The 24,525-nt window shown below is 44.2% G+C and carries 13 protein-coding genes; 4 read left to right on the forward strand and 9 right to left on the reverse strand.

Features of this window, described 5'->3' with window-relative positions; genetic code table 11:
• Window positions 1-48 precede the first annotated feature (48 nt).
• The 7 genes from AC1DV1_RS18205 to AC1DV1_RS18235 form a co-directional block, all read right to left on the reverse strand.
• Window positions 49-2,436, reverse strand: coding sequence for an ABC transporter permease (locus AC1DV1_RS18205; protein ID WP_477361771.1), 2,388 nt, complete (start codon window positions 2,434-2,436; stop codon window positions 49-51).
• Window positions 2,437-2,548: 112 nt separating this feature from the next.
• Window positions 2,549-4,927 carry an ABC transporter permease gene (locus AC1DV1_RS18210; protein ID WP_477361773.1) on the reverse strand — a complete coding sequence of 793 codons (2,379 nt, stop codon included), beginning with the start codon at window positions 4,925-4,927 and terminating at the stop codon, window positions 2,549-2,551.
• A 131-nt stretch (window positions 4,928-5,058) separates the two neighbouring features.
• Window positions 5,059-7,434 (reverse strand): ABC transporter permease, encoded by a 2,376-nt coding sequence (locus AC1DV1_RS18215; protein WP_477361775.1) that lies wholly within the window; start codon window positions 7,432-7,434, stop codon window positions 5,059-5,061.
• 119 nt (window positions 7,435-7,553) lie between these two features.
• On the reverse strand, window positions 7,554-9,980 hold the full coding sequence (locus tag AC1DV1_RS18220; RefSeq protein ID WP_477361777.1) for an ABC transporter permease: 2,427 nt from the start codon (window positions 9,978-9,980) through the stop codon (window positions 7,554-7,556).
• Between the two features lie 177 nt (window positions 9,981-10,157).
• Window positions 10,158-12,563, reverse strand: a complete 2,406-nt coding sequence (locus AC1DV1_RS18225; RefSeq protein ID WP_477361779.1) for an ABC transporter permease — start codon at window positions 12,561-12,563, stop codon at window positions 10,158-10,160.
• 155 nt (window positions 12,564-12,718) lie between these two features.
• The gene (locus tag AC1DV1_RS18230; protein ID WP_477361781.1) at window positions 12,719-15,112 is read right to left on the reverse strand and encodes an ABC transporter permease; all 2,394 of its coding nucleotides are present in this window, start codon (window positions 15,110-15,112) and stop codon (window positions 12,719-12,721) included.
• A 225-nt stretch (window positions 15,113-15,337) separates the two neighbouring features.
• Window positions 15,338-17,074 (reverse strand): phospho-sugar mutase, encoded by a 1,737-nt coding sequence (locus AC1DV1_RS18235; protein ID WP_477361783.1) that lies wholly within the window; start codon window positions 17,072-17,074, stop codon window positions 15,338-15,340.
• Between the two features lie 1,161 nt (window positions 17,075-18,235).
• Here AC1DV1_RS18235 and AC1DV1_RS18240 point away from each other — a divergent pair.
• The 4 genes from AC1DV1_RS18240 to AC1DV1_RS18255 all read left to right on the forward strand — a co-directional run bounded on the left by AC1DV1_RS18240 (window position 18,236) and on the right by AC1DV1_RS18255 (window position 22,431).
• Window positions 18,236-18,991, forward strand: coding sequence for a glucose 1-dehydrogenase (locus tag AC1DV1_RS18240; protein WP_477361785.1), 756 nt, complete (start codon window positions 18,236-18,238; stop codon window positions 18,989-18,991).
• A 77-nt stretch (window positions 18,992-19,068) separates the two neighbouring features.
• On the forward strand, window positions 19,069-19,650 hold the full coding sequence (locus AC1DV1_RS18245) for a TetR/AcrR family transcriptional regulator (RefSeq protein ID WP_477361787.1): 582 nt from the start codon (window positions 19,069-19,071) through the stop codon (window positions 19,648-19,650).
• Window positions 19,651-19,916: 266 nt separating this feature from the next.
• Window positions 19,917-21,812 (forward strand): IGHMBP2 family helicase, encoded by a 1,896-nt coding sequence (locus AC1DV1_RS18250; RefSeq protein WP_477361789.1) that lies wholly within the window; start codon window positions 19,917-19,919, stop codon window positions 21,810-21,812.
• Window positions 21,813-21,912: 100 nt separating this feature from the next.
• Window positions 21,913-22,431 carry a DinB family protein gene (locus AC1DV1_RS18255; protein WP_477361791.1) on the forward strand — a complete coding sequence of 173 codons (519 nt, stop codon included), beginning with the start codon at window positions 21,913-21,915 and terminating at the stop codon, window positions 22,429-22,431.
• A gap of 280 nt (window positions 22,432-22,711) precedes the next feature.
• Here the strand turns inward: AC1DV1_RS18255 and AC1DV1_RS18260 are convergent, their stop codons facing one another.
• Together AC1DV1_RS18260 and AC1DV1_RS18265 are read right to left on the reverse strand one after the other, a co-directional pair.
• Window positions 22,712-23,653, reverse strand: coding sequence for a sugar phosphate isomerase/epimerase family protein (locus AC1DV1_RS18260; RefSeq protein WP_477361793.1), 942 nt, complete (start codon window positions 23,651-23,653; stop codon window positions 22,712-22,714).
• Window positions 23,654-23,655: 2 nt separating this feature from the next.
• Complete coding sequence (locus tag AC1DV1_RS18265; protein ID WP_477361795.1) at window positions 23,656-24,516, reverse strand: sugar phosphate isomerase/epimerase family protein; 861 nt, start codon at window positions 24,514-24,516, stop codon at window positions 23,656-23,658.
• Window positions 24,517-24,525 lie beyond the last annotated feature (9 nt).

Consider the following 24,525-nt stretch of genomic DNA (forward strand, 5'->3'; position numbering starts at 1 on the left):
ATAACCGTAATATCGAACTCTTCACAAATAAACCATTGAACCAGTGAACTACTCACTCCTCAAACTATCCACCGGGTTCGCTAACCCGGCCTTTATCGCATGATAACTGATGGTTATAACCGCAGTTAGCATAGCAATTATCCCGGCTGCGGTGAATACCCACCAGGGGATAGCTATGCGGTAGGCAAAATTTTGCAGCCAATTATGCATAGCCCACCAGGCTACCGGCGACGCTATGATGATAGATAACAACACCAGCTTCAGAAAATCGACAGATAACAGGGTGCCAATACTTGACAAACTTGCACCTAATATTTTACGGATACCTATCTCTTTGGTGCGCTGTTCAATGGTGAAAGCCGCCAACCCAAACAAACCCATAGTGGCCAGGATAACGGTGATGTAAGTAAACAGGCTAAAAATCGCCGCCAATCTATCTTCGGCTTTGTATTGCAGGTTAAAGGCATCGTCCATGAAAGTGTATTCAAACGGGGTATCCTGATCATACTTTTTGTAGATGCCTTGCATTTTGGCCAGCAAGGTTGGCAAATTGGTATGCGGTTTTATTTTGGCAAAAAGGGTGCAGCCCCTTTTGCTCCAAAGCGTTGTAGTGTCTGCAAGCGTAAACAATACCACAGGCTTTAATTCATCGGCCAGCGAGGTGAAGTTAAAGTTTTTGATAACACCTACTACTTCCAGTTTCTCTCCTTTATTATCAACATAGCTACCTATCGGGTTTGAAGGCAAATGAAGCTTTGCGATAGCCAGCTCATTGATTACTATTTTGTTTTGGCCCAAYACATCTGTGCTGTTTAAAGGCGGATGTTTCCATTTTAAATCCAACAGCGAGGTAAACTTACTATCAACCATCATGGGTACCAGGCCTACGGTTTCGCCTTTTTGTTTTCCATCAACAAAAAACATATCGTAACCTTTAAACATCGGGTGATTTGATGTAGCCACACTGCTTACGCCGGCCAGGTCGCCTATATCCTTTTTAAATGCGGCGTACGATTTGGATAAGTTTGTACCTGCCGGAACCATAATGGTGTTATCGCGACTAATACCCGTATCGGCATGTCTGAAATAATAAAGTTGCCTGTCTATAATAATGCCGCAAATGATGAGCCCTACCGAGATAGCAAATTGCAGGGTAGTAAAAACCTTGCGCACTGTTGCGCCGCCTGCCTGCGTACTCATTTTACCTTTTAGGGTGATTACCGGTTTAAAGGCTGATAACACCAGTGAGGGATAGCTACCGGCAATTAGCACGGTGATTACCAGCAAGGCAAACATCAGCCCTAAAACTATCGGGCTATATAAAAAAGAATTGTCGATCTTCAGTTGCAAAACGTTTAAAAACCAGGGCTTGCACAGGTAACACAGGCAATATCCTAACACGAACGAGATTCCCGTAAACAAAGCAGATTCTACATAAAACTGCATAGCGATACTTTTACGGCTCGCGCCGGATACCTTGCGTACGCCTACCTCTTTAGCCCTTAATGTTGCCCTGGCTGTAGAGAGGCTCATGTAATTAACCAATGCCAATAACAATATTAGTACGGCAACCAAAGGAAATACTTTAAGGTATTTAATGTTGGATGAATCGCCAAAGTTGTTTTGCAGATGCGTGTCGGCTATCGGGGTATATGAAAAACTGATGTCGTCATAGTTTTTATCCAACCTGGCTTTTGCCTGCATGTTACGCTTTAAACTTGCCGTGTCGGCAACGTTTTTCAACAGCAAATGCAGATCGAACGAACCTGGCCCTACTTCCTTAACCCCGGTGTAAAACGAAGCCTCCTTCATAGAGAGCAGGCTTAAGTTGGAGGCAATAAAATTATATTCGATAGATGAATTTGAAGGCGCGTTTTCGGCAACGCCGGTAATGTGATAAGTGTAAGTGCTATCTGTTTTAAGCACCAACGTTTGGCCAACGGGATTTGCATCGCCAAAATACTTTTTAGCCATGTCCCGCGATATCACCACAGAAAATGGATCCTTTAATGCAGATGACGAATCTCCGGACAGCAACTTAAATGAAAAGAACTTAAAGAAACCTTGATCAGCAAACAACAGTTTACTTTCCGAAAATTTGGTTTGCGGAGAAGCAGGGTTATACACTATCACCGGCCTGAAATAGGCCATAGTGCGCATATAGTTCTCAACCACAGGATAGTTTTGCTTTACAATAGGGCCGGTTTCGTAACCCATATGCCCCACGTTGAGCATTGTGCCGCCAATTTTTACAGAAGCATGTAAAACAAATATCCGCTCTCCATTTTTATGGAACCTATCATAACTCATTTCATGGGTTACGTAAAGCATAATCATAATACAAACGGCCAGGCCAACAGCTAAACCTGTTATGTTAATAAAGGTAAAGCCCTTATTCCTGCTTAAACTCCTGAAGGCAATCTTAATGTTGTTCATTGGTTCACTGGTTCATTAGTTCATTGGTACTTATCGCTTCAATCTTGGCTGCAACAGCCAATAACTGCTAATACTGTTAACTGAAAACTGCTAACAGCCAACTGAAAACTGCCTACTCACTCTTCAGGCTTTTCACCGGGTTGGCCAGGGCTGCTTTGGTTGATTGGATGCTCACCGTAACGGCCGCTACCAATAAGGCTGCTATACCTGTTATTACAAACACCCACCATTGGATATCTATACGATAAGCAAAATCCTGCAGCCATTTGCTGGATATGTACCAGGCTATTGGCGATGCAATTATTGTTGCTACAACCACCAGCGCTAAAAAGTCTTTCGCTATCAGCAGGATGATATTGGCAATACTTGCACCCAACACCTTGCGGATGCCTATTTCTTTGGTGCGCTGCACTACTGCGAAGGCGGTGATAGCAAATAGGCCTAAGCATGCCAGCAAAATAGCCAATACCGAAAATGTTGTGAATACACCGGCAGTACGTTGTTCGGTGCGGTAAAGCGCGTCGTAATCATCATCCAAAAAGCGGTAATCAAAGGGGCGGTGGCTGATACGGCTTTTCCAAACCTTGCCCAGTTCGGCAATGGTTTGGGATGTGTTGTTACCATCTATCCGCACAAAAACGTTATACAACTGATCACCGTTCAGGAACAATACCAGCGGGGTGATAGGGTCATGGAAAGTTTTAAAGTTAAAATCCTTTACCACGCCTTTAATTACACCTGGCGTGTTTTTGTCAATAGTTTTACCTATGGCCTGCTCAGGTGTCCAACCAAGGGCTTTTACGGCCGATTCATTCAGGATGAAGGAGTAGCGGTAGTTTTTATAATTATCAGATGTATCCAGTGTCATCAAATCGGCATGGGTGTAATCGCTGCCGGCAATTAGTTTCAGTTGGATGGTTTTTATAAAGTTTTCATCAACTGGGATGGCATTTACCGAGATCTTTTTACCGTCGTTAGTTTTAATAACATCGCCCCAGCCTACGTTAATGGGTTCGTTATTGGCTGCGGCTACCTGCCGAACGCCTGGCACCAGGCTCAAGCCTTTTTCAAGGGCATCCAGTTGTGGAAGGATTTTAGAATCAATAGGCAATACTACCACGTTGCTTTTGTTGTAGCCTACATCCTTGTTGCGGATGTACGACAATTGCTGTAAGATGATAACCGTAGATATGATCAGGAAAATAGAGATCACAAACTGGAACACGATTAACGATTTACGCACATTTTGACCGGAGGTAAACGAAAAACCCGATTTCAGTATTTTCGCCAGGTTTGCACCAGATAACAATATAGCCGGGTAAGCACCGGCTGCAAAACCGATAAACAAGCTTAAAACAACCAGGCCAACCAATATTAACGGATTACCAAATGCCGATAACTGCAACTGTTTGCCCGAAATATTATTAAATAAAGGCAATACAAAAGCGGCCAATGCCACAGCCAACACGGCGGCAATAACAGCCGTGAATACAGATTCGGTTATAAACTGCCAAAACAACTCGCCTGTACCTGCACCCATTACTTTGCGCACCCCAATTTCGCCTCCCCTGCCTGCCGATTGGGCTATAGCCAGGTTTACATAGTTTACACAAGCTATCAGCAATATCAGCACAGCCACAGCCAGCATAATGTATATATAAGTTATGCTGCCACCCGGTTCAAATTCATCGGGCATATTGCCATGCAAATGAACATCTTTTAAAGGTTGGATATTGAAACTGAGGTACTCATGGCCGGTCATCTTTAGTTCGTTTTTGCTCACATCGGCCATGTAGCTTTTTATCTCTTTCTGTAGTGGTATAATATCATCTTTACTGTTCAGCAACAGGTAGGTCATGTTATTAGCCGACCACCATTGTTCAGGCCCGTTCCTATCCATATACAAGCTAAAGGGCAATACAAAATCGTACTGGATCTGCGAGTTTGAGGGCACATCCTGGGCAATTGCCGAAACTGTGAATGTTTTTGATCCAACCTTTAACACCTTGCCTATAGCCTGCTGCCCGCCAAAATACTTTTGGGCAGCTTTTTGGGTGATGACAATTTTGTCAGGCGCGTTCAAAACGGAAGTGATATCGCCATCTGTCAGCTTAAATGAAAACACTTTAAAAAAATTAGCATCGGCATATAAAAGGCTGTTCTCTTCAAAAACCTTATCAGCATAACTTACTATTGCCGAACTTTTGAGGGTGCGCACATACGCTTCCACCCTTGGCATCATCCGTTTAAATTGAGGTCCGGCTTTGGTTCCGGTAACTGCAATATGCTGCGCTCCGCCAGAGTGTTCATACTCCATCGTAGCCCGCACTATCCTATCGCCATTGGCCTGAAAGTTATCGTAACTCAGTTCGTGCTTGATATAGATGCCAATAAGCAGGCAACTGGCAATACCTATGGTTAAACCCAGGATGTTAATAAACGCATACAGCTTGTTCTTTTTTAAATTACGCCACGCTAATTTGGTATTCATATCTTTCTTAAATTCTAATTTCTAAATCCTAAACTCTAATTGTAAAACCCTAAACGCTAAAGTGCCAAATCCCAAAAGCGAAACCTTTTTTTTGTCTTGATACTTGATACTTACTACTTGATACTAAAAATTCACTCGCTCCTTAAACTCTTTATCGGGTTCATCAGCGCTGCTTTTAACGATTGGAAACTGATGGTAGCCAGTGCTATCACAAAAGTTAAAAATGCAGCCAGCACAAAAACCCACCAGTGCAGCGGGGTTTTGTAGGCGAAACTCTGCAGCCATTTATTCATACAGTAATAGCCTATAGGCATGGCTATTATAGTTGCCAGCAATACCGGCTTAAGCAGGTCTTTCGAGATCAGGATAAGGATGTTTTGCACCGATGATCCTAATACTTTGCGTACGCCAATTTCTTTGGTGCGTTTTGTGGCTGTAAACGAAGCCAGGCCAAATAAACCAAGGCAGGCAATAAAAATAGCCAGGCCCGAAAAGATAGTGAGCATGGTTTGCTGCCTGATGTCTGTTTTATACGTGGTATCAAACTTCTGATCTAAAAAAGTATATTCAAAAGGGTAAACCGGCGCTACTTTGGTATAAATATTTTTCACCGCAGCTACCGATGCGGGGAGATTGCCTGGTTTTAGTTTGATAACAATTACCCTCCTGTCGTCATTTGGCGCAATCACCAGTGCATCCATGTTTTCTTTAAGGGAAAGGAAATTAAAATCCTCCACGACGCCTACCACATTACGCTTTTTATCATCCCTGCCCCTGTTTTTTATCCACTTGCCTATAGCCTGCTGTGGCGAGAAACCCAACTCTTTGGCGCAGGTGCGGTTAATGAGCACCGAGTTAGTAGTATCTGTAGCAAATTCCGGCGAAAAGTCACGGCCGGCAATTACCTTTAAACCTAAAGTTTTTACGTATTCAAAATCAGCAAATTCGGTGCGCGATTTGAAAACGGCCTGTTGCCCTTCAGCATCAAACGCGTGCATATCGTAAAATCCACCCGGCTCGCCCGACATCAGGGAGACTGAGGATACAGCACCCGAGTTTTGCAATTCATCCTTAAACGCTTTGCGGTGATCATAAATATCGTTGTTATCTATCTTGATGACCAGCGTTTGTTCTTTATCATAACCCAACGATTTACTTTTGATGTAATGCATCTGGTTTACAATAACAATAGTGCCGATGATAAGCATCACCGAAATACTGAATTGCAATACCACCAGGCCCTGCCTGAAAATACTGCCGCCTTTACCCAGCTTCAATTTACCCTTTAAAGCCTGTATTGGCGAAAACGCCGACATAAATATGGCCGGATAACTTCCGGCTAAAACGCCTACTATCAAAATAACGCCAGTAAGGAACACCCAGATAGGCGCACTATTCCATGATACGGTTAAGGAATAGCCCAGCAACTGGTTGTAGAATGGCATCAGCAGCAACAGTAAACCAATTGACAACGCGCACGATATGAGCGCCAGCATCAACGACTCGCCAATAAACTGCCAGATTAAATGGTTACGCAACGCCCCCATTACCTTGCGCATCCCAACCTCTTTTGAACGCTCAACAGCCCTTATGGTGGCCAGGTTCATGAAGTTAATACAGGCAATAAGCATAATAAGCGCCGCTATGGATATAAAGATGAATACTACCGTTTTATCGCCATGCTTTACGTTATCAAAGGCCGAATATTGCTCAAAATAAATGTCATTCAGCGGGGTTAAAGCCAGATCAAACTTGGCACCGAATTTTTGCATATCCTTGCCCATGTATTTATCCATGAACTGCTTAAACCGGCTCTCGAGCGCTGTTTTGCTGGTATGCTCGTTCAAAAGCACGTACACAAACAGCCCGTTATTAATCCACACATTAAAACCCTGGTTTTTAGTGTAGTTGGCTATCGGCATCACCATATCAAAATCAAGGTGCGAGTTTGATGGCACGTCTTTGGCAACGCCCGTAACTTTCAGGTTCAACTGCTTATCAAACTGCACTACCTTACCCATGGCATTATCGGCCGAGCCGAAGTATTTTTTGGCAGTAGTCTCGGTAAGTACCACGCTATTGGGATTATCCAGCGCAGTTGCACCATCGCCTTTCAAAAGCGGGAAAGTAAACAGCTTAAAAAAGCCGGCATCTACAGCGTAAACTTTCTTTTCGTTAAAGGCCTTTTCGCCAAATGATACCAGGTTATTTTGCGGCGATACGCGCACCGCCATTTTGATGTCCTGCGGAAAGTCGTTCAGCAAAGCCGGCGCATACGGCCCCGACAGGTATGGAACCTTCGGCTGCGCCGGATCAAAACCGCGCATTACGCGGTAAATATTTTTGCCTTGCTTATGAAATTTGTCAACACTAAACTCATTCATAATATACAGGAAAATCATGAGGCACACAGTAATGCCCATGGTTAATCCCAGGATATGGATCAGCGAAAATGCCTTCTGCTTGTAAAGGTTCCGCCAGGCTATTTTAAAATAATTCTTAATCATATTCTTAAACTCTAAATACCAAATCCTAAACTCTAAAATTTAAACCCTTAAACTCTAAATAGCAAAACTCCATTTATGTTATTCAAAGCACTCTCCTTTGGAGAGGGTTGGGTGAGGCTCTACTCGCTTCTCAGACTCTTCACCGGGTTGCTCAACGCAGCTTTGATTGACTGAAAACTGATAGTAGCGAAAGCTATAAAAACAGCAAGAAAAGCCGATACCGCTATTACCCACCACTGAATGTTTTGACGGTAGGCAAAGCTTTGCAGCCATTGGTGCATAGCCAGCCAGGCTAAGGGCGTTGCTACCAAAATGGCTATCAGTACCAGTTTAATAAAATCCTTACTCAGCATGGCCACAATGGTGCTTACTTCGGCACCCAATACTTTGCGTATGCCTATTTCTTTACTGCGTTGTTCGGCAGCATAAGCGGCAAGGCCAAACAGGCCAAGGCAAGCGATAATAATGGCCAGCGTGGTAAACACAATGGCTAAAGTACCCATACGTTGCTCGGCACGGTAAGTGGCATCAAAATCATCATCCATAAACGAGTAGTTAAACTCCCGGTTGGGCGCCATTGATTTCCACTTACTTTTGATAAGGCCCATTAGCGTAGTAATGTTGGCAGTGTTAACTTTTAAACTTAGCGCCCCCTTGTCGTCCCCGAACGCCAATGCTACCGGGGTTATATTTGCTTTCAACGAATTGAAGTTAAAATCCTTCACAACACCAACTATCCGGTAGCCCTTCCAGATTTTGGCCATATTATCCTGCGGAACGTACAACATTTTGTTAATTGGATCGGCTACGTTCATCAGCTTTGCCGCTGTTTCATTAATGATCATAGCGGAGGTATCGGTACCCATTTGTTTACTAAAATTGCGGCCTTTTATCAGTTTTAAGCCAAGCGTACCTATATAATCTTCATCAACTGTCCAGCTTTGCGCCAATACTGCCTTCTTTTGGTCAAGGTTACGGTCGGGGAACATGCTGCTGCTGTTGCGGTAGTCCATAGTGGGCAAAAAGCCTGTCATGGTGGCGTTCAATACCCCGGGCAATTGCTTTACCTCGTTTTTGAATGCGGTAGCCTGGTTACCCAAATCCCATGTGCCATGCACTATCATCACCTGGTCGCGCTTATAGCCAAGATCTTTATGCTGAATAAACTGTAGCTGGTTATAAATAACCAGGGTGCCAATAATCAGGAAAATTGATATCGAAAACTGGAACACCACCAGGAAACTCCTGAGCCAACCACCTTTAAAACCATTGGCAAGCTTGCCTTTTAATACTTCGATAGGCTGAAACGCCGACAGGAAAAAAGCCGGGTAAAAACCAGCCAAACATCCAATAACAAGCACTGCTATCAGCATACCGGGTAATAGCCAGCTTAACGAACTGACGTTGAAGCTAAATGATTTATCGGCCATGTTATTAAACACCGGCAAAAACAAATAAGCAGTAATAATAGCCAGTAGGGCCGCTATAAACGTAACCATCACCGACTCGGACAAAAACTGGAAAATAAGGTATTTACGCGGCGAGCCCAGCACTTTACGTACCCCCACCTCGCGCGCCCGGTTTGATGAGCGGGCGGTAGATAGGTTCATGAAATTTACACAAGCTATCAGCAATATAAAAATAGCCACCGCTGTAAAAATGTATACATACTGGATATTGCCATTTGGCGCCAGTTCCGATACGGCGTTCGATTTTAGGTGAATATCTTTAATCGCTATTAAGTTAAGCTGGTATTTATTACCTGCTTTTTCAAACTGATCGAATGTGATATGCAGTATACTTTGTAACTGAGGGCCGGCGTGTTTACGCATCAGCAACGGCAATTTGGCTTTAAATTTCTGCGGATCGGTTCCTTCACGTAATAAAACGTAGGTGTTAAAATTATTGCTGAACCAGGCATCTTGCTTGCTTTCGGCCAGGGTACTCATGGATAAAAAGAAACCGAAATTAAAGTGCGACTGCTTAGGGATATCTTTTATAACGCCCGTTACTTTATAAAGCGTGCTATCATTAAAGGTTAGGGTTTTGCCTACAGCTTGTAGCGGATTGTTAAAATAACGCCTGGCAACGGTTTCATTAATAACCACACAATGTGGCTCAACCAAAGCTTTTTGCGGGTCGCCTGCAATCATCGGGAATGTAAAAACATCAAAAAGTGTGGCATCGGCAAACAACATGTGATCTTCCTTAATATTCTGGTTGCCTTTTTTTACGTTGTTGCCTCCCCTGTTTATCAGGCGTACGGTTTTCTCCACCTCCGGCAAATCGGCCACTAAAGCGGCGGCCAATGGTGCCGGCGAACTGGCGTACGACTGATCGTTGCCGCCAAATTTGATATCGTTGTTGATGCGATAAATTCTATCGGCCTTTGTATTAAACTTGTCGTAACTCAGCTCATCTACCACATAAAAAACAATCAGCAAACAAGTAGCCAGCCCAAGGGCCAGCCCCAACACATTAATAGCCGTAAAACCTAAGTTTTTCTTCAGCGTACGAAACGCCGTTTTAATATAGTTTTTTATCATCTCAATTGGTTCATTAGTTCACTGGTTCATTAGTTCATTGGTGGCACAGTTCATTAATTATTTGTTTATTTCTTCGGTGGTTCACTGGTGCAATGTTTATTAGTAACTGGGGCAAACGCCGGCAGATTAATCCGCCAAGCACCAATGAACTAATGAACCAGTGAACTAATGAACAAGTTACTCACTCCTTAAACTTTTAACCGGGTTGCTTAACGCGGCTTTGATGGATTGGAAGCTGATGGTTACAAAAGCTATTAAAAGGGCTACCCCGCCTGCTATCGCTAATATCCACCATTGGAAGTTGGCGCGGTAGGCAAAGTCCTGCAGCCATTTGTTCATAGTCAGCCAGGCCAATGGCGAGGCTATTACTATCGCCACAAATACCAGCTTTATAAAATCTTTTGACAACATGCCAACTATTGAGGTTACACTGGCACCCAAAACTTTACGTATACCAATTTCTTTATTGCGCTGCTCGGCGGCGTAAGCCGCAAGGCCAAACAAACCAAGGCAGGCAATAAGGATGGCCAGGGTACTAAATGAGATAAAGATCTGGCCTATCCGCCTTTCTGAACTGTAAGTGGCATCAAAATCTTCGTCCATAAAAGAATAGGAGAACCGCTGGTTTGGCGAAAGCTCTTTCCATTTGCTTTCTATCTGGTTCATGAGGCCCATGATGTTTGCCGTTTTAACCCTCAGGCTGATAGCACCCCTGTCTTCACTATAATACAACACCACCGGGTTAATTTTATCATGCAGCGAATTGAAATTAAAATCTTTCATTACGCCCACAATATGATAGGGTTGTACACCATAAGTATCGCGGTAGATGGTTTTATCAAGCGGTTGTTTTTGGCCATACATCTTCACAAATGCCTGGTTAACTATAATGGCGGCCGTATCGGTGGCCATTTGCTTGTTAAAGTTGCGGCCATCAATCATTTTAATGCCCATGGTGCTAATGTAATCTTCATCAACAGGCCAAAACTCTGATAGCATGTCTTTTTTAATATCGATAACGCGATCAGGAAACAAACCTGTAACATTCCTGTCGTCACCAACCGGCAAAAATGCCGTCATGGTTGCGTTTACCACACCGGGCAGTTGTTTCAGTTGTTGTTTCAATATGGCTGCCTGTTTGCCCAGTACACCGGTATTTTTAATCACCAGCACCTCGCTCCTGTCAAAACCAAGATTTTTATTGTGGATGTAATTAAGCTGGTTATAGATAACTATAGTACCTATGATCAGGAATATCGAAATTGAAAACTGGAATACTACCAGAAAACTACGAAGCAACCCTCCCTTAAAGCCGTTGGCAATTTTACCCTTCAATACTTCAATTGGGCGGAAAGCGGACAGGAACAATGCCGGATACGAGCCTGCCAAAGATCCAATTACCAAAACAATCATCAGCAAGGCCGGCAAAAGCCAGGTTAACGTTTGTGACGTTACTGCCAGTTGCTTGCCCGCCATCTGGTTAAAAACAGGCATCAGCACAATGGCTAAAATAACAGCTGCTATAGTTGATACCAGCGTAACCATAACAGACTCGGTTAAAAACTGGGCGATAAGGTATTTGCGCGCCGAGCCTAATACCTTGCGTACCCCAACCTCTTTGGCCCGGTTTGATGAACGGGCTGTTGAAAGGTTCATGAAATTAACACAAGCTATCAGCAGTATAAACAGGGCTACAACCGAAAATATATATACGTACTGAATGTCGCCGTTTTTTTCCAGTTCGTACTGGCTCACAGAGCGCAGGTGGATATCAAGCAAGGGCTTCAGTTCGATGTCCAGGTAATTGCCGTTTGACGTCCAGGTTGATGGTGGCGCATTTGAATTCTTCAGTTCGATACTCCTGATCTGGGCTTCCAGGTTTTTAATATTGGTGCCAGGCTTTAACAATAGGTAATTGCGCATGCCGCCATATCCCCAGGAATTAACCTTGCTTTCGGGCATGGATGAAAACGACAAAAAGAAATCGTAATGAAAATGCGATTGTACAGGTATATCTTTAATAACCGCCGTGATCTTGTAGGTACTTGTATCGTTAATGGTGAGGGTTTTCCCTACCACGTTAGTTTTATTGAAATATTTTTTGGCGGTACTTTCGGTAATCACCGCGGTATGCGGCTCGGTTAAAACATTGGCGGCGCTGCCATCAATGATGGGCAGCGTAAACATATCAAACAGGTTCGACTCGGCAAAAACTACCTTTTTCTCCTGCAGGTTTTCGTTCCCCTTACGTACCGAAAATTTTTGCGCCGACATAAACAGCGCCGTATTAGGGATTAATCGCGCTATCTTCTCGATACCAGGTAAATCTTTAATGGCATCCGCCAATGGCGCTTCGGTTGATCCGTATGAGCCTTCCCTGCCGTTAAGCCGTACATTTTCCGTAATACGGTAAATCCGGTTGGCGTTGGTATTATACCTGTCGTAACTAAGCTCATCTACCACATACAACACAATCAACAAACAGGCAGCCAGGCCAACAGAAAGCCCCAGCACATTTATAGCCGTAAAGCCTTTGTTTTTCCAAAGGCTGCGGTAAGCGGTTTTAATGTAATTTTTTATCATGAATTTGGTTCATTAGTGCATTGGTTCATTAGTGCAATGTTTATTAATTCACCGGTCTGTGGTTCATTGGTTCAATGTTTATTAGCAACCGGGGCAAACGCCGGCAAATTAATCCGCCAGGCACCAATGAACTAATGAACCAGTGAACCAATGAACTACTCACTTTTAAGACTTTTGGCAGGATTAACTGTGGCTGCCCTTATTGATCGTACACTTACGGTTAAAAAAGCGATTACAGCGGCTATAACGCCTGCCAGCAGGAACACCCACCAATGGATCTCGACACGATATGCAAAGCTTTGCAGCCATTTACTCATACTGTACCAGGCTAATGGTGATGCTACCAGTGCCGCTAATAATACAAGCTTCATTAAATCTTTCGACAACAGGTTTACGATACTGGTTACACTGGCACCTAATACTTTGCGGATACCTATTTCCTTAACCCTTTGCTCAGCAGTAAAAGTGATCAGGCCGAACAGACCTAAACAGGCTATGCCGATGGCCAGTATGGTAAACACAAACAGTAGTTTGCCTTGCTTTTGCTCGGTTTGGTATTGTGCTGCAAAGTTTTGGTCAAGAAAATTATAGTCTGCTTTATTTTCGGGATCAAAGCGGGCATATACTTTTTGCAGGTAGCTGATAGCGGCCTGTACATTACCCTGGCCCAGCCGCACGTATAAATTATCTTTATCTTTTGTTTCGGATGGAAGGCTTAACACCATGGGCAAGATTTTGTGCTGCAGCGAGTAGGTATTAAAATCTTTTATTACACCTATTACGGTAGCGTAGGTAACCACCCCGTGATTTACTCCGCTGCGAACGCGTGCGCCGACCGGGTTTTTCCAGCCCATTTCTTTCACCAGCGTTTCGTTAACCAGTATGGAATGGTTGGCAGTATCGGCAGGACCTTTCATGAAATTACGGCCGGCAGCCATTTTTATCTGCATGGCAGGCAAAAAGTCCTCATCGATGATCAGCGATTCTACCAGTTTGCTATCCGGGCCTTTTTTACCGTCGGCCCCTATGCTAAAGTAGGTAGATCCTATATCGTTATTGCCGATGGGATTGCCGGCAACCGCCACGCTTTGGATCAAAGGGCTTTGCAGTAATTGGGTTTTAATTTCGTCGGTTTTAGCCCTCACGTCGCGGTTGCCGATGTGGAACGTAAGCATTTGCGATTTGTTGAAGCCAAGGTCTTTAGTGAGCACGAAGTTGAGTTGCTGGTAAATTACACAGGACCCAACGATCATCAATATGGTAATCACAAACTGGAATACCACCAGCCCCTTGCGGAAAAGAATAGTTGAAGATTGGTTACCCAACTGCCCCTTCATGGCGCTAATGGTTTTAAAACCCGAAAGGAACAAAGCCGGGTATACACCGCTTACCACGCCGGTAACTACAGCGAATAATGCAAATACCACCAACGATTTGGTTACCCCGAAATACCAAAGCTGTAACGATTTACCGGATAGGATATTTACGTAGGGTAAGGTAGCCTGTATCAGTACCATACCTGCAATGGTAGCCAGCACCGCCAGCAGGATTGATTCGGTAAAAAACATGTACAGCAATTGCGTCCGGCCCGAGCCGATTACTTTCCGGGTGCCAATCTCTTTAATCCTGACAGATGAACGCGCCGTGGTAAGGTTAACGTAGTTGATAACCGCAATGGCCAAAATGAGCAGGCCAACGATGCCAAAAACATACAGATAGGCTACGTTGCCATTATTGCCCATCTGGTAGTCAAGGTTGGAGTGCAGGTGAATTGCTGTAAGCGGCAATAGTTCCAGTTTATAGGTTACCCCTGCCAGGTTTTGCTTCAGGTATTTGTTATAAAAGTCGCCGGAGCGTGCTTCAATTTTTTGATAGTCGTCATGATCTTTTAGCAGCACGAAGGTGTAAATACCTGCGTTGCCCCAGTTGCCATTATAATCGGCATTGAATGAACGCAGCGCGCTAAACTTAAATGTAGAATTTTGCGGCACATCATCAATTACCGCGGTAACGGTATTTTGAACGTCACCTTCAAAAGTGATCACCTTATCAATGGCGGATGAGATATCACTGCCAAAGATCTTTTCGGCCAATGTTTTAGTCAAAACGATGGATTGTGGCTTTACAAGTGCCGTGTTGGGATCGCCGGCTAAAAAGCGATAGCTAAATACATTAAAGATGTTTTTATCGGTAAATGAAATATCACCGGCCTCAACCTGCTTTTCGTTGTAAACAATTTTGCCGCCGCCCTCCAAATCCACGCGTACAGCCGCTTCAACTTCGGGGTAGTCTGCCTTTAGTGCCGGTGAATAGGGTGGCGATGTCACCGCCAGGTTAAAACTGCCGCCGTTCCATTTGCCATGCTGAGCTACCTGGAAAATCCTGTCCGATTTTTCATTATATCGGTCGTAACTCCACTCATCGGCAACGTATAAACTGATAAGCCAAAACGCTGCCACCCCAATGGCCAGGCCGCTTACATTGATGATGGAGAAAACCTTATGTTTGATCAGGTTACGCCAGGCTATTTTTATATAATTTTTCAACATACGGCAAATGTTTAACGTTTATACAACTTAAATACTAAAACGCGTACCAATTACACAATATACTAATAATCAATTATTTATATAAAAATCAAAAATTAAAAACCGTACGAAAGCGGACGGTGGCCGTACACAGGCGAACAGATGGAGATTTTTCAGACGCATGATAACGCAAAAATCCCGGCGCAAGGGCCGGGATTTTCAGGATATATACTTTTAAAAGAAGGGTTACACGCCCAAATCCTGCATAATGGCATCAATTTTAGCATCCAATTGTTTGTCGGTATCGGCATAAGCTTCTTTGCTGGCTAACTTGCCATTAACGCTGCAATAAAATTTAATCTTCGGCTCGGTACCTGATGGACGGGCAGATATTATGCTGCCATCTTCGGTAATAAACTGCAACACATCTGAGGTAGGCAACTCAATTACTTTGGTAGTGTTGGTAATCAGGTCGGTTTCTACCTGGAATTCGTAATCCTTTAAGGTAACAACCTTTGATCCACCTAAAGTAGCAGGCGGGTTTTTCCTGAAGGTTTCCATCATGGCCTTAATTTCTTCAGCACCTGTTTTACCTTTCTTGGTTATCGATATCAGCTTCTCTTTGTAGAAACCATATTGAACGTAAGTATCAATTAATGCTTCAAACAAACTACTGCCTTTATCTTTGTAATAAGCCGTCATTTCGGCAATAAAGGCGCTTGATACCACAGCATCCTTATCGCGCACCAGCTCGCCTATCAAATAACCGTAGCTTTCCTCGCCACCGCCAATGAAGGTTTGTTTGCCTTCAAAGTGAGTCATCAGTTCGCCTATATATTTAAAGCCGGTTAATGTGTTGTAGCAGGTTACATTTTTGGCTTTAGCTATGGCATCAATCAGGTTTGATGTTACAATAGTTTTAACAATGTACTCCTTGCCTGTAAGTTTACCTTTATCTTCCCATGCGCTAAGCAGGTAGTTGATAAGCATGCAGCCGGTTTGGTTGCCGTTGAGCAATATAAATTCGTTATCGGTGTTCTTTACAGCTATCCCTACACGGTCGGCATCAGGGTCGGTAGCCAAAACTAAATCAGCATCAGTTTCCTGCGCTTTTTTTAGTGCCAGGGTTAAAGCTTCTTTTTCTTCGGGGTTTGGATACACTACCGTAGGGAAATTTCCATCGGGTGTGGTTTGTTCATCCACAAGTATCACATTCTCAAAACCAAAACGTTTTAAAGCTTGCGGCACCAGGGTAATACCTGTACCATGAATTGGCGAATAAACAATTTTTAAATCTTTTTGGCGATGGATGGCCTCGGGCGAGATAGATAATTTGGTGATCCCTTCTAAATAAAGTTCATCAACTTCCTCGCCTATCTCCTCAATGTTGGCATCAACACGGTTGAATTTAATATCATCAACGCTGGCAATTTTTGCCACTTCGTCCATCACCGCTTTATCATGCGGCGATACAAACTGGCCACCATCGGCACCATATGCTTTGTAGCCGTTGTACTCTTTAGGATTATGCGATGCAGTAAGCATTACCCCGCTTTTGCAACCAAAGTGGCGCACGGCAAATGAAAGTTCGGGCGTGGGGCGTAAGGCCTTAAAAAAATACACATGGATATCATTGGCCGAAAACACTTCTGCCGTAATATTTGAAAACAAGTCGGCGTTATTGCGGCTATCGTGTGCTATGGCAACTTTAACTTTTTCGCCCGGGTAGGTTTTTTTCAAATAATTGGCCAAACCCTGGGTTGCAGCGCCAATGGTGTACTTATTAATGCGGTTTGAGCCGGGCCCCATGGTACCACGCAAGCCACCGGTACCAAATTCCAGGTCGCGGTAAAACGAATCGGTTAACTCGGTATATGCCTTATTGTCTAATAACGTTTGAATTTCCTGTTTAACATCGGCATCGTAATTTCCTTCGAGCCAGGTGTTTACTTTTTTAAGGATGGATGGGTCTAAGTCCTGCATTGGTATAGTATTTAAAAGATGATTGGGTTAACCAGTGGTTGTAACAAATATGATAATAAAATGTGTTTTTAAATCAACATCAAAAAAATCTGTTGTTTAAAATCATCCATAATGTTACGCCGATAAATGTAATATTTTCTGCAATTATCTTTCATTATAAAAACATTAATTCGGCCAGCATATCAATTATAGTTTCCCGGGCGTGCCCGAATGGATCCTGGTCGTATCAAAATAAAACAAGGGAACGTGGGCAAATCCTAACCTCAGGCAATAATCAACCTGTCCACCCATCCGGCTCGGCATCCGCACATTGGCAAATGCGATGCGGCCTAATACGCATCCATTTATCAAAAAGTTAAACGGCCACAACCTTGCCTGTCACGGCGCAATTTCAATTAAACGAGGTGAAAACCACTAAAACATAGTGAGCTTTAAAACAAAGTAGTAGTTTATTAAGTATTTTATATTCAAAACATTATACATTCTATATAATATATTACTTCAAAATTTTTTAATTGCAGTTATCAAATCCTTGACCTGCCCCGGCAATAGGCCATTATTCCACTTTAACTTAAATAGCTGCTTAATATCTCCATTAAAGCCAAACCAATCCATGACTTTACCCGCTCGTGGTTAAAAGTCTATTTGATTAAGGAAAAGACCAGGCCCGATTTATTAGGTGGCCGGCAGGAGGGCTTTAAAAACGGGTATATAATTAACTAATGCCACCGCAAAAACTACTATTTTATCACCTAATGTAAATAATGCATTTACCAGGCTTACAAATCGTTACCTACCAAACAAAACAATCGTTAGTCATAAACACCTGAACACCAGGCCAAGTAACACACACCGCTTCAACTACAGCTCACAATCATTTATATATGAGAAGCTTACAGTCATTTATTTACCTGCTTTGTTTAATGTTTTAAAGGGAATATCAGCGGCAACCTACAGGTTCGGCAAACGATAGACAAAAGTGGTAAATCCAGCATCAACTATCCTTGATATGCGCCAATATCACTAAACAACATCAGCCACCCCCTATTTTGTAATCCGAATGTAATCATCAACAAAACCATTATTTTTATTTTGGAACGATCATTCCAATTGTATTATCTTTGAGTCGTCAAACAAAAACAATTATTAAAAAATAAAACAATGAGCAATTTAACAAACAAAGTAGCCGTAGTTACAGGTGGTAACAGCGGTATAGGATATGCCACCGCAAAAGAATTAGCCGCCAAAGGCGCACAGGTTGTTATTACCGGGCGTAACGCTACGGCAGTGAGCAAAGCAGCTGAAGAATTGGGAGTAACCGGTATAGTATCCGATCAGGCTAAGTTAGACCAGATAGATAGCCTGGTTGCCCAGGTAAAAGCGCAGTTTGGCAAAGTTGACATTCTGTTCCTTAATGCAKGTGTAGCCTTGTTTAGCCCGATGGAAGTTGCAACCGAAGAACATTATGATACCATGATGAACCTGAATGTAAAAGGCGTGTATTTCACCGTTCAAAAATTTCTGCCTATTTTAAATGATGGTGGTTCTATCATATTCAACGCATCAGTTAACGCATCATTGGGTGCCCCCGATAGCAGTGTATACGCAGCAAGCAAAGCAGCCCTGTTATCATTTACTAAAGTATTTGCCCGTGAATTAGCCTCCCGTAAAATCCGTGTTAACTCCGTATCTCCGGGCCCGGTTGAAACCCCGCTTTATGGAAAACTTGGCTTAACTGAAGAACAGGTTAGCGGCTTTGGATCTGTTTTAAGTCAAAGGATTTTGCTTAACCGTTTCGGTCAATCAGAAGAAATTGCAAACGCGGTAAGGTTCCTTGCTTCTGATGATGCCTCATTTATAACCGGCACCGAACTTGTTGTTGATGGTGGCTTAACTGTTAATGCCATTATGTATTGATAAAAAAGCTTAAAAAATTTCATACCTATCCGGACTGAATGTTCCAGATAGGTTTTTGTATTATTACAATTTGAATTATGGCCAGGAATAAAGATTTTGACGAGGATGAGCTGCTTGGTAAAGCCGTTGATTTGTTTTGGGACAAAGGGTATCATGCCACATCTGCCCAAGACTTGGTAGACGGACTGGGCATTAGCCGCTCAAGCATTTACAATACCTATACTGATAAAAGAACACTGTTTTCAAAGGCTTTGCGGCAGTACCAGGGCAAAAATACCAGCGCGGTGCTCACATTACTCGGCAATACCGATAACCCGGCAGAAGCCATTAAACAGGTACTGTACGGCGTTATCCGCGAAAGCGAAGAAGACAAACTGGCCAAAGGCTGTTTTATGGTAAATACTGCCATTGAATTATCCAGCCACGATAAAGAGATAGCAGAACTGGTTTCCCAAAACAACCAAAGTGTGGAAGACGCCCTAACCAGCGTTATAGAGAAAGGCCGGCACCTGGGGCAGTTTAATACCACCCTACCCGCCAGGGCACTGGCAAGGTTTATTTTTAGTACTATAAGCGGTTTAAGGGTATCGGCCCGGAGTGGAGCCGACATGAGCGTGTTGGAGGATGTTGTACGAGTCGCTTTATCGGCTTTGCGCTAAGAAATATGATTTCCATAAGCTGTTGCGGTTTTGTTTCGGTTTTTATTTTATGACAATTCGTAATTTGGTGATTGTTAGCGAGATGTATTTTTTAACTGTTTCACCTGTTGCGCAACGCAACACTTTTGGATAGTATTCAAAATCTAAAAGGTGTGTATACAAAGCAGCTCCCGGAAGAGGGAATGGTACACCTGCTGCTTTTGCACTTCCTTATGGCTTTCTGCCTACCGCCTTAAGCTTTTAGCTTTATTACTACCTTTGCGACAATGGATTATTTCAAGAAGCTGCTCGACTTGCTGAACAAAGAAAAAGAAGAAGACCGCAGCGCCTACCTCAAACTTACCGAAAACACGTCCGCCGCAGATCGTCGCGCTCAGGGCCTTACCTGGTACCCTATCGCCATCAGGAATACCGAGCCCGGCCGGGGCGATTACATCAATGTTGAGGTGGAACGTACCACCCACCAGGATATATCGCACCAGTTACGCTTTGGGGTACCCGCAGCGTTGTTCAGCAATCACGATCCGCAAAAAGATCGCGTGGAGGGCACTATCACCTACCAGGGCGGTAACAGGCTCAAAATTACCCTATATACCGATGAACTGCCCGACTGGGCCCGCGACGGCAAGCTTGGTATCGACCTCCTGTTTGATAATAACAGCTACGATGAAATGTTCAAGGCCATTAAACAAGCATCGGCCTTAGGCGAAAAAAAGGAAGGCCGGTTGGTAAATATCCTCAGCGGTAAAACCTCCCCTGTTTTTGCCGACGTTGCCCAGCCTTTAAATATTTCCCGTTTAAATACATCCCAGCTGGCGGCTGTAAACAAAATAGTAACCGCGCAGGATCTGGCCATAATTCATGGGCCGCCGGGCACAGGTAAAACCACCACACTGGTGCAGGCCATTTGTTTGTTAGCCAAACAAACCGGCAAACAAATTTTAGTGGTGGCTCCAAGTAACACCGCTGTTGACCTCCTGAGCGAAAAACTGGCCGATGAAGGTTTAAACGTTTTAAGAATAGGCAACCCCAACCGGGTATCCGCAAAATTGGTTTCACTAACGCTGGATAGCAAAATGGCCGACCATGCGGATAATAAACTTATCCGCACGTTAAAAAAACAGGCCAGTGCCTATAAGGATATGGCACACAAGTACAAGCGCAGCTTCGGCAAATCCGAACGCGACCAGCGTAAGGCCCTATTTAACGAGGCGCACAAGATCATGAAGGATGTGGCAAATACCGAGCAGCACATTATTGACGACCTGGTGAGCAAAGCGCAGGTAATAACCGCCACACTTGTTGGCTCTAACCACTATACCATCCGCGAGGTAAAATTTGAAACTGCAGTTATTGACGAAGCCGGCCAGGCCCTTGAACCTGCCTGCTGGATCCCTATCCTGAAAGCGCAGAAAGTAATTTTAGCCGGCGATCATTTGCAGCTCCCCCCTACCATTAAATCAAACGATGCCGCCCGTGCAGGTTTAAGCACCACTTTGTTAGAGAAATGCGTTGCCCTGCATCCCGAAGCTGTTGTTTTGTTGGATGAACAATACAGGATGAACGAGTCCATCATGGGCTTCTCATCCCGTGAATTTTACGGCAATCAGTTAAAGGCCCATGCTTCCGTGGCAACACGGTTATTGTTTAATGGCGATACACCGGTTACTTTTATCGATACCGCCGGTGCCGGCTTTGAAGAGCAAGTGGCAGGCACCAGTACCTATAACCCGGATGAAGCCGCACTGCTATTTAAACACATGAACCGGCTGGTAACCGGGATTGACCCTACCGAAAAATTCCCATCTATAGCAATTATATCCCCTTATAAAGAACAGATCAGGGTGCTGAACGAACAATTGCAGGCCAACCCGGAGCTGTTGCCTTATATCGATAATATCTCTGTTAATACCATAGACAGTTTCCAGGGGCAGGAACGGGATGTGGTTTACATCAGCCTGGTGCGCAGCAATGCTAATGGCGAGATAGGTTTCCTTTCGGATATCCGCCGCATGAACGTAGCCATGACCCGCGCCCGCAAAAAGCTGGTGGTTATTGGCGATAGCGCCACCCTAACCCGTTTAAAATTTTACGCTGATTTTGTAGAATATGCCGAAAAACTGGGCGGCTACCAAAGTGCCTGGGAGTATGCCGGAGATTAGGAGTTTGTCGCATATCGCCCTTAAATTGGTCGGTTACGCGGATCATTGAAGTCAATTACATGCAGTATCTTTATACTAAAGAAAAAGCTATTGATAGACGATGATAAAAATTGGCCGCCCTTACACGGGAGATGCACCATCCTGGTACCCTTATTTTTTCGATTTAGCTAAAGGCGATGACCTCTTAGAAGCGCTGGAGGTTAACAAACAGCAAACAATTGACTTGATCATGTCGATCCCGGCATCTGCGGAAAATTACAGCTATGCCGAGGGCAAATGGACAGTGAAACAGGTTTTTATCCATTTGAACGATGATGAAAGATATTACGCCTATAAGGCATTTTGCTGTACAAGACAGGTAAACGCCATACTGGAGTTACCGCAGGGCCCAGATTATAACAAGGATTTTAATGCTCATAACCGTACGCTAAACGACATAGCCGAAGAATTCATAACCATCAGGGACGCTACCATCAGCCTTTACAAACACATGACCGACGCCATGCTTGATTTTAAATTAGACAGCGCGCCTGTTTATACAGCAAGGAGTGTGGGATGGATGGTGGTTGGGCATAATGTGCACCATCGTAATCTTTTAAGGGAGAGGTACGGGGTGTGAGCCCCCCTCCCTGTCATCCTGAGGCACGAAGGATCTATGAGCTGTGCTTGACCGATAGAAAAGTTCGCGGATAGATGCTTCGTTCCCACCCCTGACACGTTGTACTTTCGAGGTGCGCTGGACGGTCACCCTGAGCCTGTCGAAGGGTCGCGCGGCGAGGCCTTTGCCCGCTATGCTTCGACAGACTCAGCATGACAGCCCATTTAATGATATCATCCCTCCTTCAGAATTTCGCGAAATGTTACAACTCAGATGACAATCTTTTATTTATCACCCAATATCACATCCCTGCCGTAACCGCTTTCATCTTCTCCAACGCCGTTTTAGTCACCTTCAACGCATCCTGCGCATAGTAGCTTTTGTTAAATACTTCAAAGGATATCACTAAAGGTTTATCGGGATGTTTGGCCAGTTGTAATATTTGTTTTACGGGCGCTATGCCATCACCTACATAAATCCTGTCGGGCTCGGATATTTGGGCAGGTGTAATTTCGGCCGGGTAGTCGTTTACGTGTATAATATCCAGCGCCTGCTTGTCCACAAAATTCAGGCCACCAACAGGCGATCCGCCTTTAAAAAAGTGGAATACATCCAACAGCACACGGGCATCGGCGTCACCTAAAGATGAAACCACATACAATACATCGCTTACATGCTTCAGGTTTACCGATGCACCCCACATTTCCAGTTGGGGGATAACCCCGTTTTGTTTGCCCATTTTCAGAATCGTAGCATAACGTTCGGTAATGGTGTCAAGTCTTATAGGCTCTTTTGTTCCTCCTGCCGGTGGGGCTGCTATTCTGGGGCAGCCTAATTTGGCCAGCAGGTCCATATCGGCTTGCAGGTCGGTCAGGGCTTTGGCACGGATGGTGTCATCATCGGCTATCCAGGGCGCAAAGCCTATGGCATCCTCCACTTTAAGGCCAAGCCCGTCGATGATTTTTTTGGCCTCGGTAATAGTACCGCCACCCTGCAGGTAAGTATGCAGCGTATCCAGCCAGATCTCGACAGATGTGAAGCCCGCCTTCGCCGCAACCTCCAGCTCTTTTACAAAGCCCAGGTTATGGCCGCGAATGGTACTCATATTCAGCGAATATATAAAACCGTTACCGGGCTTCTTATCCACTTTTATAGCCGCCGAAACCGGGCAGCTTAGGGCCGCAGCACTGGCTGCTAAGCCCATTGTTTTGAGCGCCTGCCGCCTATTTAATACCCCGGCCATTGTTAGTATTTTAAACCTTTAATATATTCAATAGTAACAGGAATTTGCGTGGCATACGATGGGCTTTCATCCTCAATAAAATAATGCCTTACACCCGCTTTCCTTGCTGCTTTAAGTACGGCTGGGATATCAATCTGTCCGGTGCCCAGGGCTACGTCGTTTTTGGTATCGGTGCCCCCGGTAAGGTCATTGGCTACGCCTTTACGGATATCCTTTAGGTGCATCAGTTTAATGCGGGTTGGATATTTTTCGATCAGCTTAGCCGGGTCCTGCCCGCCGTGGAACGACCATAGTAGGTCGATCTCGAATGATACATACTTAGGGTCGGTATTTTTAGCGATATAGTCGAACAGGGTTCCGTCTTCGTAGGGGCCAAACTCGTAACCATGATTGTGGTAGCAAAACGTAATCCCAGCTTCTGCAAGGTATTTGCCAACGGTATTAAAATCACTAACGGCTTTTTTGGCATCTTCCAGGGTAAACTCCTTACCATGCGGAATCCAGGCTACCATCACATATTTGGCGCCTAACGCTTTAGCTTGTTTCACCACCTGGGCCGGGCTTTTCACTATATCATCATACCCTGCTCCTATCGATGGGATGCTGATTCCCCTTTCGTTACAAAGCTTACGGAAAGCTTCGGGCGTCATGCCCTTGGGTTCCTGTCCTTCCAGTTCGGTTATACCCATTGCTTTAATGGTATCCAGCACGGATATTGTAGCTTTAGGCATACTGCTCCGGAAAGTATAGGCTTGCACGCCTACTTTTCCAACAAAAACCGGCTTGCCGCTTTGTGCAAACGTATTAGAAGCCAATAAGCTTAAGCCCAGGCAGGCATTTATTATTACTTGTGATGTTTTCATATAGTGTAT

This window comes from Mucilaginibacter sp. P4_D1, from assembly GCF_056401935.1.

What these genes read in the sequence shown, in the direction of transcription:
- AC1DV1_RS18210 (WP_477361773.1), bottom strand. Translation starts at nt 4,927, where the DNA reads ATGAATACCAAATTAGCGTGGCGTAATTTAAAAAAGAACAAGCTGTAT.
- AC1DV1_RS18215 (WP_477361775.1), bottom strand. Translation starts at nt 7,434, where the DNA reads ATGATTAAGAATTATTTTAAAATAGCCTGGCGGAACCTTTACAAGCAG.
- AC1DV1_RS18220 (WP_477361777.1), bottom strand. Translation starts at nt 9,980, where the DNA reads ATGATAAAAAACTATATTAAAACGGCGTTTCGTACGCTGAAGAAAAAC.
- AC1DV1_RS18225 (WP_477361779.1), bottom strand. Translation starts at nt 12,563, where the DNA reads ATGATAAAAAATTACATTAAAACCGCTTACCGCAGCCTTTGGAAAAAC.
- AC1DV1_RS18230 (WP_477361781.1), bottom strand. Translation starts at nt 15,112, where the DNA reads ATGTTGAAAAATTATATAAAAATAGCCTGGCGTAACCTGATCAAACAT.
- AC1DV1_RS18235 (WP_477361783.1), bottom strand. Translation starts at nt 17,074, where the DNA reads ATGCAGGACTTAGACCCATCCATCCTTAAAAAAGTAAACACCTGGCTC.
- AC1DV1_RS18245 (WP_477361787.1), top strand. Translation starts at nt 19,069, where the DNA reads ATGGCCAGGAATAAAGATTTTGACGAGGATGAGCTGCTTGGTAAAGCC.
- AC1DV1_RS18250 (WP_477361789.1), top strand. Translation starts at nt 19,917, where the DNA reads ATGGATTATTTCAAGAAGCTGCTCGACTTGCTGAACAAAGAAAAAGAA.
- AC1DV1_RS18255 (WP_477361791.1), top strand. Translation starts at nt 21,913, where the DNA reads ATGATAAAAATTGGCCGCCCTTACACGGGAGATGCACCATCCTGGTAC.
- AC1DV1_RS18260 (WP_477361793.1), bottom strand. Translation starts at nt 23,653, where the DNA reads ATGGCCGGGGTATTAAATAGGCGGCAGGCGCTCAAAACAATGGGCTTA.
- AC1DV1_RS18265 (WP_477361795.1), bottom strand. Translation starts at nt 24,516, where the DNA reads ATGAAAACATCACAAGTAATAATAAATGCCTGCCTGGGCTTAAGCTTA.